Below are 15,247 nucleotides of genomic sequence, written 5' to 3'. Positions count from 1 at the left end.
GGCTTGCGTACAGCCATCATTTAGGCAGAAGCTCCCACATTGTCAAACTATTACCCATTGAAAGCTGTTTAGTTCAATAATGTGGAATTTCGCTTGAAGCACTTCGGGCCTTATGATCGTCTGCATTTGGCTGGAATATGCGGCAGGGGGATGATAATGTTCAGCATTATGGAATCCTCGCCCTCTTCCGACCGCGTCATTCAGTCCGTGCGACGCGCCTTCGATCTCCTTGAGCGTATTGCCGCGCAACCCGGAGGCGCGCGGTTGAGCGAGCTTGCAGATGGCTTGGGCCTCAACCGCAGCACCGCCCACAACCTCCTCGCGTCTCTCGAAGAGCTCGGCTACATCGCGCAGGAGAAGAAGGGCGCCGCATACCGGCTGACCGGCAAACTCAGTCGTCTCGTGCGGCCGGATGCCGAAGCCGAACACGCCTTGCGCGCCCGCATCCGGCCCGTGCTTCAAGCCATGAGCGCGGCATCCGGCGAGTCAGCCTTCCTGGGCCTGGCCGCCGGCGCCGACTATCTCTGTGTCGATGCCGTGCAATCGGAACAGCCGCTGCACCTCGCCGTCAGGCCTGGAGAACGCAAACCGCTGATCGCTGACGCACTTGGCCATACCCTCCTGGCGGCCGATGCCGAGTTGGCGCGAACCGTTCGGGCCGGCGATCCGCTTTCATGGGATAGCCATGCCGAGGAAATCGCCGAGGCGCAGCGCAACGGCTTCGCTCTCGACCTTGACAGCCAACGGGCTGGAATTTCCTGTGTCGCGATCGCCCTCACCCCTGGCGCCGCCGTCGCCATCGCCGGACCGACGAGCCGCCTGCCCAAGTCACGCCTGATATCGATCGCCGAGCAGATGCGCCAGGAACTGGATAAGGTCAGGCCCGCCGGCCAAGGCTGGCTGTAATCGCAGCTTCCGGACGACGCGTCGTCGCTGCAGGCTGCCGACAGCCCTGGCTCACCTCGCGTGCACCTTTTCTGCGGGCACACTGGATGACGTTCCGACTACCGGTTGAGCGCTTCGGTCGGCACGATGTCGTGCGGGCCAAGCCGGTCGGAGGCCGACTTCGCATGATGCCAGAAGGGATAAATCAGCGCGGGCGCGGACACCCGTTCCAGCCGGACGCGCTCGTCATCCGTCAGGTGGAGGTCGGCTGCGGCAAGATTGTCGATGAGTTGCTGTTCGGTTCGCGCGCCGACAATCAGCGAGGACACGCCCGGCCGGGCGAGCAGCCAAGCCAGCGACACCTGCGCCGCCGACACGCCGCGCGCGTCGCCGATGGCGACGAGTTCATCCACGATATTGTATAGAGCATCCTCGTCGCGCACTGGCGGTTCACCCCAGCCGTTGAGCTGTCGTGAGCCTTCCGGCGCCCGCTGCCCGCGCTGATACTTTCCTGTCAGAAGACCGGCGGCAAGCGGGCTCCAAACCAGCACGCCGACGCCGGCATCCTCGGCAATCGGCAGCAGTTCATACTCGGCCTCGCGTGCCTGCAACGTGTAGTGGATCTGCTGGGAGATGAACCGCTGATAGCCAAGCTTCTCGGCGATACCAAGTGCCTTCGATAGCTGCCATCCCGCATAGTTCGAACTGCCCACGTAGCGGACCTTGCCGGCCCGGACGAGCGTGTCCAGCGCCTCGAGCGTCTCTTCCAGCGGCGTTTGGCCATCCCACTCATGGACCTGGTAGAGGTCGATATGGTCGGTGTCGAGCCGACGCAGGCTCGCTTCGCACTGCTCGATGATGTGCTTGCGCGACAGGCCCGCATCGTTCGGCCCATCGCCCATTCCCATGCGCACCTTCGTGGCGATCAGGGCGCGATCACGACGGCCCTTGAGCGCCTGTCCCAGGATTTCTTCGGAAAGCCCATGCGAATAGACGTTCGCGGTGTCGAAGAGATTGACCCCGTGGTCAAAGGCGACATCGAGCAGGCGCCGGGCTTCGTCGACGTCGGTGTTCCCGGCCTTGGCGAAGAAGCCCGTGCCGCCGAAGGTCATCGTTCCGAATGTGACGGTCGAGACTTTGAGGCCCGACCGACCGAGATAGCGGTATTCCATCTGCATTTCCTTTCGCATCCTGTTGCGGCCGATGGGACGCACCACAGAAGTTCACGTTCGGTGCGCCGATAGGAGCTGGCCCGCCAAGCAAAGCTGCTACATCGGTGCCAGCCCAGGATTCCGTCGATGCGTTCGAGCCAACTTCAATTGCTCATGGCGAAGAAATCCGGAATGAACGGTTTGTTCACCCAGCTTTCCGTCCAGGGTGTCACGACATCGATCTTCCCGTTGATACTCTGGAAGTACCAGGAGCCGTCGATCTTCGTGAACGTGTCGTTGAAGGTGCCTGCAAACATGTAGGCTTCATCTTCGCCGTCGTCGTTCTTCAGAGTCTGGAAATCCAGAATGTAGAAGCTGGCCTTGGCGGTGACGCCGTCTTCGCCGATCTCGATCACCGACGGGATGAAGTAGTGGATCGACCAGGAAATCTGCTTTGCCACGGTCACGCAGAGCTGCTTGATTTCCTCTCGTCCGGTCTGGGCAGCCTGATCCTCGCCGACCTGCGTGGCCAAACAGCGCGGAAACCTGATCGCCGTTGAACCGGTTGTCGAGCGCCTCGGCGTATCGCGCCTTCAACGTCCTGATCTGCTCGATATCTTCCAGCCGCTGGAGCCGCTGGGCGTCGCTCAGAGCATTGGTCGTCATGTATCACCTGTTATAGTATTGGGATCATTGAGATCGTTTTAGCGCCGGTCGACGTGGACGCGCCGCTCCGTGAACCGCCACTGGCCGTTGCGCAGGGCAAAGCTGTCCGCATACCGTCCGCGCGCGGCTACATGGATGCCCGGCCCGTCCACCAGCTGGGATACGATGAAATAGGAAAGGCTGGTGGCCGTCCGCCCGTCGTCGGCAACGTCGACGAGGACATTGCCGATCAGATGCTGCGGGCCGAGATTGGCGTCATGCGCGGGGGTATTCTCGCGCAGCCAAGCAAGTTTCTCTGCCTTGCCGTGCGTCGCCCGCTCCGGGGAAATGTGCCAGGCCGCGTTCTCGAAGAAGGCGGCGACGGCCTCGAGGTCGCGTTCGTCGAGCCGGTAGAAGTAGCTATGAATCAGGCGCGCTATCTGGCTTTCGGCCTCGCGGCGGTCGTCACGCGAAATCATCGCGCTGTCTCCCTTCAAACATCGGTTTCGGACCCAAGCGATCCCACGGCGCTGGAGCATGATCGTGCTGGCGCGACGCGCGCCGATCGTCGTCCCGTGGCGCTTGCCCGTTGGTCGGGGACTGACAGCCCCGCGATCAGAACCCTTCCAGCACGATCTTGCCGCGTGCCCTGCCGCTCTCAAGCAGCCGGTGCGCCCGCTTGAGATTGGCGGCGTTGATGGTGCCGAAAGTTTCGGCCAGCGTGGTCTTGATCTTGCCGGCCTCGATCAGTTCCGCCACTTGCCGCAGGATGTCGCCCTGAACGCCCATATCGACGGTCTGCATGAGCGAGCGCATGAAGACGGCCTCAAGGTGAATGGAGATGCACTTCCATTTGAAGGGGTTCGCATCGAACACCGCCGGGCTGTCGATGTAACCATAGCGCCCCTGCGGCGAAATCAGCTGGACGATGTCATCGCGATATTCGATTGAGCCGGCCGTCGCGAAAACGAAGCCCGGCGCGCCGATGCCCAGAGCCTCGATCTGCGGGGCCAGCGGCTGGCTGTGGTCGACGACATGATGCGCGCCGAGGTTGGAGCACCATTCCCTGGTTTCCGGGCGTGACGCGGTCGCGATCACCGTGAGGTCGGTTCGGGCACGCAGCAACTGAATCGCCATCGACCCGACACCGCCGGCACCGCCGATAATGAGCACCGCCGCGGCCGCGCCGGGAACAGGCCGCGTCACGTCGAGGCGCTCAAAAAGCATTTCCCAGGCCGTCAGGGAAGTCAGAGGCAGAGCAGACGACTCGGCGTCGGAGAGGGATGCCGGGGCTCTCGCCGCGATCCGGGCGTCGACGAGGTTGAACTCCGCATTCGTCCCTTGCCGCCGAAGGGCGCCGCAGTAGTAGACCCGATCCCCAATCTCGAAGCCTTCGACCAGCCCACCCTTCTCAACGACAATGCCAACGGCATCCCACCCCAGGACGCGGAACTCACCGTCTGCCGGTGCGGCATTTCGGCGGATCTCGTAGTCAATCGGATTGACGGCCGTGGCCGAGATTTCGACGAGCAGATCATGATCGGTCGGAACGGGCTTCGGTAGCGTGATGTCCATCAGGGCATCGTCGCGGTCGATGGGTCCGTTTTTGCTGTAACCCACTGCTTTCATGGCATTGTCCTTAGCTGCTGAGGCGATTGATTTGCTGACGCGACATGATCGCGACGCGAGCCAGCACGTCTCACCAACCTAATGATTAATTCCCTAATGTCAAACGAATGGCATTATGATTATCGCTTAGTTCATCATTACCAAACTAACGGTGAGCCTTATCCGTCGTTTGCCGCCGCCTGCAGCAACGCGGGGCCCTGCCGGCGAGATCGCGCGAGCAAGACCGCAGACTAGCTGCGACCGTCACCTTGCCGATCAAGCAAGTTGGGCTGAGGAGACGTGCGACCCGCCGCGTTTCCTCAGCGATTGCGCTGGATTTATCGCGTCGACACCGGCACAAGTTCTGCAGAAGCTAGGCTGTTCGAGCGGACCATATAGCCGACCTGAGCAGCGCTCATCTCCGTGTTGATTTCCAGCTTCTCGACCGACAGCGCCCAGATCTTGAAGTGGTAATGGTGCGTCTTGTCGCCAGCTGGCGGGCACGCTCCGCCATATCCGGGCATGGCAAAATCGGTACGGCCTTGCACGGCGCCGGCAGGCAGTTTGCTGCCATCGCGCTGGCCTGCATTCCGATCCAGATGGTTCACGGAGGTCGGGATGTTCAGCACGCTCCAATGCCACCATCCACTTCCGGTCGGCGCATCCGGATCGTACATGGTTACAGCGAAGCTTTTCGTGCCGTCAGGCGCACCAGACCAGGACAGTGCCGGCGATTGATCCCCGCCTCTGCACCCGGACCCGTTCTGCACGTACAGGTCGGCCAATTGCTTGTTGTGCTCCACATCGGAACTCGACAAACGCATATCGGCGGCATTCGCCGTCGTCGTTAAGAGCGACAAGGCAGCCGCCAGAACTATCTTTTTCATTTTATCACCATCATTTTGGTTGCGCCGCCGAGCGGACTGTTATGTCGATTATTCGAGCTGGGCACTGTCACCCTATCACCGGCCGTGGGTTTCGGGCGGCGTGGCTGAGAGCGGCGCCTTTCAGCGCTGTTCCCAGGCGTCACTCACGCAACGAGGTGCTGTTGAAAGAAGGCCGTGAGCCGGTCGAACGGGATCAGGTTGACCCGGTCATAAAGATCAACGTGGCCTGCACCCTTGACCCAGACCAGTTCCTTTGGTTCAGCGGCGCGGGCATAGGCATCCTCGCTGAATTCCTTGGAATGCGCCTGGTCGCCGGTGATGAACAGCAGCGGCCGCGGCGAGATCGTCTCGATGTCGTTGAACGGATAGAAGTTCATCTGCTTGATTTCCGCCGTGATCGGGCGGTTCGTCGTGAGATATAGCGACGAGCCTTCCGGCACGAACTGGCCGCGCGGCGTGCGATAGAAGTCGAAGAACTCGCGCTCGATCGGATGGGCGTTGGGCCGCAGCGTCTCAAGCATGCCGTCGCCATACTTCTTTGCGCCACCCTGGAACTCGACGTAGCGCTGTTCCGCAGCGGCGGCGATCGCCTGCTTGCGCTGTTCCAGCGACTGCGACTTGTTGAGGCCATTGCGAGTGACCGAGCCCATGTCATACATGCTGACTGTTGCGATCGCCTTCAAACGCGGGTCAAGCTTGGCCGCGCTGATCGCGTAACCGCCGCTACCGCAAATACCAACGATGCCGATCCGGTCTCGATCGACGAATGGCCGGGTGCCGAGAAAGTCTACCGACGCCATGTACACTTCGGTGTAGAAATCGGAGGCGACGGCGTTACGTGGGCCCTCGCTCTCGCCCCAGAAGGTCAGGTCGGGCGCAAGCGTGACGAAGCCCTGCTCGGCAAGCTTCTGAGCGTAAAGGCTGGAGCTCTGTTCCTTGACCGCGCCGTTCGGATGGCCGGCGATGATGGCCGGATATTTGGTCGCGGGATCCGCGTTCTTGGGCGTGTACAGGTTGGCGACGATGTCCATCCCGTACTGGTTCTTGAACGTGACCTTCTGGTAGTTCAGCTTATCGCTCTTATAGAAATTGTCGGCGCCATTCGACATGTCTTGGGCCCTCGCTGTTGCGGGAATGTTGAGGATGGACATTGCTCCAAGCGCGGCCACGCCGGCGCCCGTGAGCTTCAGGAGTTCACGACGGCCGACGTCAAGATCGGATACCGGCTCGGGCTTGTTCAGGATTTCATTCTGCTGGGTCATGGCGAACCTCCTTCGATGTTCGGTTGCACGGGTCGTATGTAATTGACTGAGGCTCTACGGATTAGATCGGCCGGCTCGCTTGTGGTGATGAATCGGACTCATGAATGAGAAAAGGCTCGATCAGCTAAAAGCGCGACTTGTTCAATGAAGTGACGCCTGCAAGGTCCACATCAATCCGATGGTGAGTACGCGGAGTCGTGGCCTCTCCTGCCCACGAGGAACGGGGCTCCGTCCCGCTGCTCGTGACCGCCGTGTGAGACGCAGGCTGAAAACAATTTTCCCCACGTCTTATGGCTCAGGGCAGAGTGCGATACCCTGAAGCGGACGGCGGCACGGGTGAAACTTCGCTCTTCTGCAACTGCTTTTGAAAAGATGTCAGGTGAGAGACAGATAGTCGAACGACATTAGTGAGCCATTGTCATAAGCCCTAGCGATTTGCGCCCACTAATCAGTGAAATCGATACTTTGTATGGTTGCGTTAACGTCAGCCCAGTTAAGGAGATACCGGCATGAACACGCACATTACCAAGGCGATTCGAGCGGGCAGTTTTACCGGCCGGCGCGCAATTCTGACGCTGGTTATTGCAGCGATCGCGGCTTTCGGCGCGGCTGCCACCTTCGCGCCCCTCGCCGTTGCGCAGGACGCAGCCGCTGCGAAGGCCAGCGTTTTCGCGGTCATTTACGAGCGCGGTCCCGCCTATGAAGATAACAAGAACATCACTGAGCAGGCCAACATCAAGGACCACGTTGCCTACGGCCAAACTCTCGGGGACAAGTTCCTGGCCGGCGGACTACTCGGCACACTCACCGACGACAAGGTGCTAGGCATGGTCGTATTCGAAGCTGAGAATATCGAAGCGGCGAAACAATGGGTGAGCCAGGACCCTGGAATACAAAATAACGTGCTAAGCGCGACTGTGCGCCATTGGCAGGTCACCAATATCAAAGCCTTTCAGGGCAAATAGCTGCACGGGCTTGCTCCCCCACTCGCCGGATCATCGGATCTTGGGACCGTTGAGACGAGCCCTCTGTTTTCGTCTCGCTCCTAGCGGACGCGGCTGGGCAACGTGTGGCCGAAGCCAACGGAGGGGAAGTGCGATATACGTAGGCGCTCCGCTTGAACGAATTGGCCACCCGACCGGCGACGAGGTTTTTGACTTCTACCGGCGTCCAGAGTGGAGTTCACGTCCGCCGGCGCGTCGGCGCAGAGCACCATGACCACGCTGGCGTAACGTGAAATTTGTGAACTTCTATCCTCTCCAAGACCGTGGGACGGGGTCGCCCGGGCCGCTTCTTTTTATCTCCGGGGACTAAGCTCACTTGAGAGATTTCACCGAATCGGCCGACTCCAAAGCCTCCGAGCCGAAGGAGCTGCTTTGGGTGGAAGGCCGGTCACGTCGATCTCTATGACCGCGTCGAGCTCATCCCGTCGCCAAGGTTTTCCATGGGAAGCGGCCGACCGTTGAAGCGGCACAACCGACTGAAGGATATACACATGTCTGACAATATTGCCGGCAAGGTGATTGTGATTACCGGCGCAAGCAGCGGCCTGGGCGAAGCTACCGCCCGGCACTTGGCCGAGCGCGGCGCGACTGTGGTGATGGGCGCGCGTCGTGCCGATCGGATCGAGGCGCTGGCGCAGGAGCTGAACGCAGCAGGCCACAAGGCTTTGGCCATCGCGACAGATGTCACTGTCGCTGACCAGGTCAAAAGTCTAGTCGATACAGCCGTGCGCGAGTTCAGTCGCTTGGACGTCATGCTGAACAACGCCGGTCTCATGCCGCTCGCACCGTTGGAACGTCTCCGCATCGATGAGTGGGACCGCATGATCGATGTGAATATCAAGGGCGTGCTTTATGGCATCGCTGCAGCTCTGCCGCATATGAAGACGCAGAAATCGGGCCATATCATCAACGTCTCCTCCGTCTACGGCCACGTCGTGGATCAGGGCGCGGCCGTCTACTGTGCCACCAAATTCGCGGTGCGGGCGCTGTCGGAGGGTCTGCGCAAAGAGGTGAAGCCTTACAACATCCGGACAACCATCATTTCGCCCGGCGCCCTCAAGACGGAGCTTCACGACCATATCAGCGAGAAGGACATCCATGACGAGACCAAGGCCTTCGTCGCGGAAATCGCTGTGCCGGCAGCCACATTCGCCAGAACGGTTGCTTTTGCAGTCAACGAGCCGGACGACGTCGATATTAACGAAATCCTGTTCCGGCCCACAGCGCAGCCGGTCTGAAAAAACATCAGGACGAGCAGGTGACACGTCTCTAGAATGAGACTGCTTGTTGTACCAAGTTCAGCAAGGCTGCCGTCCGTGATGAGTGCATAAATGATCAGCCGTGGTGGTCACGATCGGGCACGATGAACATATCCCAATGCCCAGCACCACCGCCTGTAATCCGCATATTAATCCTGCAAACGCAGCACCTTATGGAGCGCATTAGGCTACTGCACAATCACCCGGTTGCTTGAACACCGATTCGCACATTCGCCGATATCGCGCTTCAGACGTTCGCCGATGCACTCCGTCGCAGATATGACCATTTGCCCAATCGCATATGTTGCGGTCCGCGCAGTATCGCATTCGCCATCTATCTCGATTCCGCAATCACCGATCCGCGTATTTGTCTGGGCACTGATTGGCCGAGTGACGGATACGCCGTCTAGAACAGTCGCCGAATTGCTATCTCGCTGATTAGCGCATTTGCCTATTCGCTGAGCGGTTGGTCTGGGGCCTAGAACGCACTACCGGTCATGGCGGTCTTCCCTTCCGGTAGAGCGATCCGCGCCAGAAAAGCCGGGCTATCCGCCAGTCCGTCTTCCGTCCGATCAGCCGGCAAACATCGCCAGGGCTGGGCATCGCATGCGCCGCCGCGACAATGGCCCTGCGGGCGACACGGCTAACGGTATACCGTTAGCCTATCCTGCCATCCACCACCAATGCCGTCTGCCCACCGTGCCCGACGTGCCCATGCTGTTGCGAGTCGTCAGACGAAGCAACAGCGATCACAGTCGCAAGACTGTGATCCGCGCGGGAGGAACAGCACGGTGGGCAGACGGCATTGGTGGTGGATGCTGAAGCGAGCCGAGTGGTAAGCGGCCGGGATGTCCGTGACCGAAGGGAACGGGCATCGATGGCGCGCGAACGACGATGGCGAGCGCACCGCAGGAGAGGAGGACCGCCCAAAGCGGAGGCCCGAAGCATGAGGGCGCAGCGCAGGGCGGTCCTCCTCTCCGTCTTGTTTGGAGAAGTCGCGGCAGCGTCCGCTTGACCGGCCCGAAAGGCCGGGCGGGTGCCAGACCCGCGCCGCAGGGAGAGGGGTGTTTGAGGGGAGAGGCGGCAAGTCTCTCCCCTCAAGACCGCACGCAGGCTCGATGCCGGCAAGCGGTCAAGCAACGGAAGGGGACGAGAGGCGGCCGCGCCGCCTCTCGTCCGACGCTCATTCGGTTCGCGAAGTTCCGGCCGCTTTGAGTTCCAGGATCACGGCATCGACCGGCCACTGGCCAAAATGTGTCCGACGCAGGGCGACGAGAATGTCGACGGCGGTCTCATTCGCCTCGATGGCGCGGATGGCGCCGTCCATCGCATCCCATGGACCGAGGTTCTCGACAGGGATGACATCGCCATCCTCGTCATAGCCGCCGGAGATGTACATTGGTGCACGCTTTACCCGGAGCAGCGCGCGTTCCGCCTCGCGGATAAGGCGAAAACCTTCTGTCCGCTGCCGCCAGTATTCCGGGCTGCCACCATCGATATACTTGATCTTTCGCTGTGTCATGAGATGTCTCCTTTCGTCCTCTGACGGAAGGAGGCCGCACCGTAGCCGCGAGGGGTCAGGGATCGCGGAACGCGACCGCCGGCGGCGGCAAGCGGAGGAGCCGATTTCCCGGGGACGTCCGAATGGGCGGCGCCTGGAAATTGGAGGGGCCGCGCAGTCCTTGACGCCGCAGTGGCGGGTGCACAATGGGAGGTCAGAGAAGAAGAGCCCACGGTGCCGCCAGGCGCCGTGACCGCTTGCCGAGCGCAGCCGGCCCTGCAGCCTTTCCACTGCTCTGATGCCGAAGAATTGCGCCGACGAGCGACAACCGCGAGAGGGGCGTCACCCGAATGGGACGAAACCCGCCAGGGGTTCGGTGAGCGCGAGCGAATAGCACCGTCCGCCGCAGGCGGCTCGCCCGGATCATGCCGCCCATTCCAACCCATCACCGTCATGAATCGATTGGGACCGACCGATTCAAATGTCTCGTTGGACGGGGGATCAAGTCATGGCCATCCTACAATCATGGCTCTCTATAGTTTTCGGCTTTACTGCCAGCGGATCGACCACACTCGAAACATGGCGCGCTATTACGCGCTCTCCATCCAACCGACCTTATTCGGCGAAGCCGCCGTCGTGCGCTGTTGGGGACGGATTGGAAAGCGTGGCGGCGAGAAGTCGGAGGTCTTCGCGTCTGAAATGGACGCAGCGGTGCATTTCCTTGAACTGGCCCGTCGAAAGCGCGCAAAAGGCTACAAACCGGTTGGAAACTGTGGAAATCCGCCCAGATCGCCGACCTTTTCCGCCTTGCGTCCACGACAGCGGGTGGAGCGACTGGCAGAGATTCCGGATCAACCATGATGCGGAGACCAACATGACCACCACCAACGAAATCGCCGACAAGATCGCCGGAGAACATGGGTTGACCAAGGCACAGGGAAAAGCGGTCGTCGAGGCGGTCATCGCCTCGATCACGCAAGCGGCCGTTGCCGGCAACGAAACCTCCCTGCCCGGCTTCGGCAAGTTCAAGGTGAAAGAAACACCGGAGCGTGAAGCGCGCAATCCGGCGACCGGCGCGACCATCAAGGTCGCCGCTGCCAAGAAGCTGGCGTTCACGCCCGCAAAGGCGCTGAAGGATGCGCTAAACAAGTAAGCAGCCCAGCTTGGCCGGCCAGTGCTGGGCGGCCGCGCGACGCCGGACGGCGCAATCCGGGATGTCGATGCTATCGACAGGTAATGCCGGCGCTGCTGGCGAGCGTGCCCAATGCGTGGCAAATCGTCGAGGGTGAGGCGATCATTCGAGCCTGAGGCGCCGGTCGATCCGGCGCGTCAGGCTTGGCGACATGGCAAAAGCCACCCTCAGAAGGGTGGCTCGGCGCTGACGCGGCCGTCCTGCTCGGCATGGATCACCTCGCGTTCGGCCAGCGCTAGTTCGAGTTCCGCTTCGATCTGGCGACGCTCGTCCGGGTGTGCGTTCCGCAGCTCGGCCTGCAGTTCCACGATGGTCCGGTCCAGTTCGTTCGTCATGTCGTCGTCTCCTTGACGTTTGTGAAAGACGACGGTCGCGGTCATGGGGACGTGGCGGGGTCAAGGATCGCGCCAGCGACCGGCGGAGCCGGCGGGTGGGGGAGCCGATTTTGTTGGAGCGCAGGGAACCGGAGCGGAGGCAAAATTGGGGGCACCGCGCGTCCTTGAGGCCGGCATGGCGCCATGACATCCTCGGACGGACTGAGCAGATATTTCCTCTCCGTAGGGCACCCGAAAGCGGCAGGCCGTGCCTGCCGCTCACACGTCAAGCGACGGTGCTGACCGCCGCCACGCGACCGACCACGAGCAGCCACTCCGAACTCGCCGGCACGAAGCGGCCGGCATAGGCATGGATGCGATGACCGGCGGGGCCGTCGATCAGCAGGGCGATGTCCGTCGGCTGCGTCGGCGGTGCATGGCTCCAGCCGTGGCCGACGGCGTCGCCGGCGCGGCTGCGGACGAGGTAGTTCGGCGCAAAACGATCGCGGCGCTCGATATCCGTCAGCCGGAGCGGCAGCAGGCTCTCGACAAAGCTCCGCTCGCTGTCGGACGCGTTGCCATCAAGGACAGCATGGATGCGGTCAATAACGATCATGGCAGTTCCTCGGCTCGAATGGTTGTGCCGGCCCCGTTTGCGGGGCCGGCGGTCCGGTTCAGGCCGGGCTGTTCCAGAGGATGACCTTCTTGCCGGGCTCGCCACCGGGGGCCGGCGCGACGTTGCCGAAGATCACGCCGATCTCGGGTGCTTCGAGCTTCGTGGAGATGTATTCCTCGCCGGTCTGGCGGGAGATGCGGTTCCAGCCTGCGCCGATCTCGAAGCCGGTCTTGCGGTGGATGATGCGGTAGTCCGGGGCTTCTTCGCTCGCCTTGTTGGCGTTCGGGACGAGGGCGATCGGGGCGTTGACGCGGATGGTGGCGAAGATGCCTTCGAGTGTGCCGTCGGTCTTTTCCGTGAGGGTTGCGATCGTGGTAGCCATGGTGGTGTCTCCTTCGTTGCATCGGGATCATTCCCGATGGCGCCCGAAGAAGGGGCCGCGCCGCAGGCGTCACCGGAGCGAAGCGCAGGGGAACCCCTTGCGGGTTGACGCTGGTCGCGGCCGGTCCCTTAGAAAGGCGACATGAAGAACGGGAATGGTCTCTGATTGGGACGTCGGCGGGAGTCCCGTCGTGGCTACCGGTTGCGGCCCGCCGGGCGTGCCGCGCTCGTGTCGGGCATTGCCGGCGTTCAGGTCAATGCACTCTCGCTGTCAATGGGCTGAACTAGATGCGTCCGATCAGCCCCGACCCTAGCCTATCGCCGTCTGCACAGACCGCTTCGGTCAGCGCGACACGCGACATTCGAATTGCCGCCCAACCTGGCGGGATTGGAGTTGCACTGAAGCTCTTGTGCGTGACCGGGCATGACTTCCGGGCGCTGCTCCGGCGTCTGGTGGTGGAGAGGAGTCAAGATCGGTCGAGAACGGCCGGCAGCCGGCCAGCCGACGCTGCCAGGGTCGGCATTGAGAATCGACGGCGCCAGCGATCCCCAACGGCGGAAGACACGCCCGGGATGCCGGCACGCCTCAATCGAGGCGGTTGACTCGGCCGGATCGGCTCCGCGCGTCAGCGAACATGCCGGCGATCTTCACCATGAAGGACTTGCTGAAGCGGCCGAGGATTTGCTGATCGGGCTCGATGTACCAGGAGCGCTCGACGATATCGTAGTTGTACTCGTCGACCATGATCCAGCTCTGCTTCAAGTCGCCAAGGCCGGCGCGCTTGCGCTCGATATCAGGGATTTCGAGAGCGCTCCGGCCTGCCTGCGGCGGCTGGGTGGTGATGGCCAGAAGCGCCAGATGCGTGTTTCCGTCGCTAGTGCCACGGATCGCGATGACGACGCAGACCGGGCGCTGCTTGCGCCCCTCGGTCTCGCCGCGCTGCTGCTGCCATGCCCAGAGATAGGGATAGGAGATGACCTCACCGGGGCGGAATTCACGGCTCATCGTCGTAGCCTTCGCCGCGCGCCAGCCGATCGAGCGCCTCGTCGAACAGTGCGACATGCTCGTCGGGCATTTCAGAGATATGATAGGCACGGCGCGGATCGCCGCCGGTGCGCATGCGCTCATAATGCTCATAGCTCATCAGCACAAAACGCGGCTTGTTGTGGCGGGTGAGGACGACGGGTTCCCGGCTTGCGGCGTCGGTGACGTCGCCGACTTGTTTGTTGAGATCGCCTGTCGTGAACTGCTTCATCGCGATGGTCTCCGCTTCGGTTTCCATATAATCCATGTTTCCCATCTTTTCAAGAAAATGGCGCTCACGCGCCATCTCCTGTCTTCTGCCAGACCGGGATACCGAGGCGACGTGCCTTGTCGGCGAGGTTGCCTGATATACCCGAGCCGGGAAAGACGATGACGCCAGCCGGCATGACGGAGAGCATGTCGTCGTTGCGCCGGAAGGGTGCTGCCTTGGCGTGCTTCGTCCAGTTCGGCTTGAAGGTGATCTGCGTCACCTTGCGGGCCTCGGCCCAGCAGGCGGCGATGCGCTCGGCGCCCTTCGGAGAGCCGCCGTGCAGCAACACCATGTCGGGATGCTTGGCATGGGCCTGATCGAGCTTCGCCCAGATCAGCTCGTGGTCATTATAGTCCATGCCGCCAGAAAACACGATCTTGGTGCCGGCCGGGATCAGCACCTCGGTCTCGGCGTGGCGACGGGCGGAGAGGAAGTCCCGGCTGTCGATCATCGCCGCCGTCATATTGGCGTGGTTGACCTTGGAGCCGGTGCGCGGCCGCCAGGACGAACCACTCTGCGCTTCGAACAGGTCGGCCGCATAGTCGCGCATGAACTCGAAGGCATTGCGCCGCTCCAGCAACGTAACCCCTTCGGCGATCAGGCGTTCGAGCTCGACGCTCTTCACCTCCGAGCCATCCTGCTCGCGCTGCCCCGTGCGCTGCGCCTCCTCGTTGCGGTCGAGTTCGCGCTGGATGCGCTCGCCGGCGCGATGGAAGAGGTTGGGGATTGACCAGAACAGGTCTTCGAGATCGGGCTCCAGCCGGGTGTCGCCGAGCATTTCGGCGAAGGCGTCGAAGATCGCGGTGATGGCCGACTGGACTTGCGGCTCCTCCGGCAATGGCCGTGGATCGGGCTCGTCCTGGAAGGGGCGATAGCCGTAGACCTGCATCTCGTAGATGAAGCGGTCGGTCGGGGAGGAAGCATGGTGGGGCTCGAAGGTATCGTCGGGGGGAAGGATCAGGTTCATGATGGTCTCCGTTCGCTGGGCCGCGCCTCTCGCGGCCTGACGGCGAACCCGGTCACGCGGGCCGAGGCCGGAACCGCAAGCAAAGCGCAGCGGCCCAGCGCAGCGCCGGGCGGCGGAGGAAGGGCTTCTTGATCCGCGAGGAATGACGGGCCATCGCGTCGGCCCGAAAAGTGGGAACCGGTTTTCGGAAGAGCCGACGCGCTAAAATGGCCCGGCAGGGGAAGAAACCCGACTGACCCGCTGAAGGCCCGGAGGCCCACGTGGTAAGGGTCGCCTCTCG

General features: G+C 62.0%; 18 protein-coding genes. 5 read left to right on the top strand and 13 right to left on the bottom strand.

Going from position 1 to position 15,247, the window contains the following annotated elements; translation table 11 throughout:
* Positions 1 to 156 precede the first annotated feature (156 nt).
* Positions 157 to 906: an IclR family transcriptional regulator gene (locus tag FHX10_RS32290; RefSeq protein ID WP_165932268.1), complete on the top strand. Its 750-nt coding sequence runs from the start codon at positions 157 to 159 to the stop codon at positions 904 to 906.
* 98 nt (positions 907 to 1,004) lie between these two features.
* Here the strand turns inward: FHX10_RS32290 and FHX10_RS32285 are convergent, their stop codons facing one another.
* The 6 genes from FHX10_RS32285 to FHX10_RS32260 all read right to left on the bottom strand — a co-directional run bounded on the left by FHX10_RS32285 (position 1,005) and on the right by FHX10_RS32260 (position 6,438).
* On the bottom strand, positions 1,005 to 2,057 hold the full coding sequence (locus FHX10_RS32285) for an aldo/keto reductase (protein WP_132575268.1): 1,053 nt from the start codon (positions 2,055 to 2,057) through the stop codon (positions 1,005 to 1,007).
* 143 nt (positions 2,058 to 2,200) lie between these two features.
* A complete protein-coding gene (locus tag FHX10_RS32280; RefSeq protein ID WP_165932269.1) occupies positions 2,201 to 2,569 on the bottom strand; it encodes a nuclear transport factor 2 family protein in 369 nt (122 codons plus the stop codon).
* A 171-nt stretch (positions 2,570 to 2,740) separates the two neighbouring features.
* Positions 2,741 to 3,160, bottom strand: coding sequence for a nuclear transport factor 2 family protein (locus FHX10_RS32275; RefSeq protein WP_165932270.1), 420 nt, complete (start codon positions 3,158 to 3,160; stop codon positions 2,741 to 2,743).
* 136 nt (positions 3,161 to 3,296) lie between these two features.
* Positions 3,297 to 4,310 carry a zinc-binding alcohol dehydrogenase family protein gene (locus FHX10_RS32270; RefSeq protein ID WP_132575274.1) on the bottom strand — a complete coding sequence of 338 codons (1,014 nt, stop codon included), beginning with the start codon at positions 4,308 to 4,310 and terminating at the stop codon, positions 3,297 to 3,299.
* Positions 4,311 to 4,627: 317 nt separating this feature from the next.
* Positions 4,628 to 5,176, bottom strand: coding sequence for a YbhB/YbcL family Raf kinase inhibitor-like protein (locus FHX10_RS32265; RefSeq protein WP_132575276.1), 549 nt, complete (start codon positions 5,174 to 5,176; stop codon positions 4,628 to 4,630).
* Positions 5,177 to 5,319: 143 nt separating this feature from the next.
* Positions 5,320 to 6,438, bottom strand: a complete 1,119-nt coding sequence (locus FHX10_RS32260; RefSeq protein ID WP_132575278.1) for an alpha/beta hydrolase — start codon at positions 6,436 to 6,438, stop codon at positions 5,320 to 5,322.
* 509 nt (positions 6,439 to 6,947) lie between these two features.
* On the opposite strand from FHX10_RS32260, the gene FHX10_RS32255 reads away from it, so the two are divergent.
* Together FHX10_RS32255 and FHX10_RS32250 are read left to right on the top strand one after the other, a co-directional pair.
* Entirely contained in the window at positions 6,948 to 7,403 is a 456-nt protein-coding gene (locus FHX10_RS32255; protein ID WP_132575280.1) for a YciI family protein, read from the top strand.
* Between the two features lie 530 nt (positions 7,404 to 7,933).
* Entirely contained in the window at positions 7,934 to 8,680 is a 747-nt protein-coding gene (locus tag FHX10_RS32250) for an SDR family oxidoreductase (RefSeq protein ID WP_132575282.1), read from the top strand.
* A 1,204-nt stretch (positions 8,681 to 9,884) separates the two neighbouring features.
* On the opposite strand, the gene FHX10_RS32245 is transcribed toward FHX10_RS32250, so the two are convergent.
* Positions 9,885 to 10,223 carry a hypothetical protein gene (locus FHX10_RS32245; protein ID WP_132575284.1) on the bottom strand — a complete coding sequence of 113 codons (339 nt, stop codon included), beginning with the start codon at positions 10,221 to 10,223 and terminating at the stop codon, positions 9,885 to 9,887.
* Between the two features lie 504 nt (positions 10,224 to 10,727).
* Here FHX10_RS32245 and FHX10_RS32240 point away from each other — a divergent pair.
* Together FHX10_RS32240 and FHX10_RS32235 are read left to right on the top strand one after the other, a co-directional pair.
* On the top strand, positions 10,728 to 11,063 hold the full coding sequence (locus FHX10_RS32240; protein WP_132575286.1) for a WGR domain-containing protein: 336 nt from the start codon (positions 10,728 to 10,730) through the stop codon (positions 11,061 to 11,063).
* Positions 11,064 to 11,076: 13 nt separating this feature from the next.
* Complete coding sequence (locus FHX10_RS32235; protein WP_037083948.1) at positions 11,077 to 11,355, top strand: HU family DNA-binding protein; 279 nt, start codon at positions 11,077 to 11,079, stop codon at positions 11,353 to 11,355.
* A 206-nt stretch (positions 11,356 to 11,561) separates the two neighbouring features.
* Here the strand turns inward: FHX10_RS32235 and FHX10_RS32230 are convergent, their stop codons facing one another.
* From FHX10_RS32230 to FHX10_RS32205, 6 genes are all read right to left on the bottom strand, one after another.
* Complete coding sequence (locus FHX10_RS32230; RefSeq protein WP_165932271.1) at positions 11,562 to 11,729, bottom strand: hypothetical protein; 168 nt, start codon at positions 11,727 to 11,729, stop codon at positions 11,562 to 11,564.
* A gap of 265 nt (positions 11,730 to 11,994) precedes the next feature.
* On the bottom strand, positions 11,995 to 12,324 hold the full coding sequence (locus FHX10_RS32225; RefSeq protein ID WP_132575288.1) for a hypothetical protein: 330 nt from the start codon (positions 12,322 to 12,324) through the stop codon (positions 11,995 to 11,997).
* Between the two features lie 58 nt (positions 12,325 to 12,382).
* Positions 12,383 to 12,706, bottom strand: a complete 324-nt coding sequence (locus FHX10_RS32220) for a DUF736 domain-containing protein (protein WP_047636037.1) — start codon at positions 12,704 to 12,706, stop codon at positions 12,383 to 12,385.
* A 585-nt stretch (positions 12,707 to 13,291) separates the two neighbouring features.
* Entirely contained in the window at positions 13,292 to 13,711 is a 420-nt protein-coding gene (locus tag FHX10_RS32215; protein WP_132575290.1) for a hypothetical protein, read from the bottom strand.
* A complete protein-coding gene (locus FHX10_RS32210; RefSeq protein ID WP_097544812.1) occupies positions 13,701 to 13,961 on the bottom strand; it encodes a type II toxin-antitoxin system Phd/YefM family antitoxin in 261 nt (86 codons plus the stop codon). Before FHX10_RS32210 ends, FHX10_RS32215 begins: the two co-directional genes overlap by 11 nt.
* Positions 13,962 to 14,025: 64 nt before the next feature.
* Entirely contained in the window at positions 14,026 to 14,967 is a 942-nt protein-coding gene (locus tag FHX10_RS32205) for a DUF2493 domain-containing protein (protein WP_132575292.1), read from the bottom strand.
* Positions 14,968 to 15,247 lie beyond the last annotated feature (280 nt).

It is taken from the genome of Rhizobium sp. BK591, from assembly GCF_014195045.1.
GTDB lineage: Bacteria > Pseudomonadota > Alphaproteobacteria > Rhizobiales > Rhizobiaceae > Rhizobium > Rhizobium anhuiense.
The sequence above is the reverse complement of the archived record's forward strand: the minus strand, read 5'-3'. Positions and strand labels throughout refer to the sequence as shown.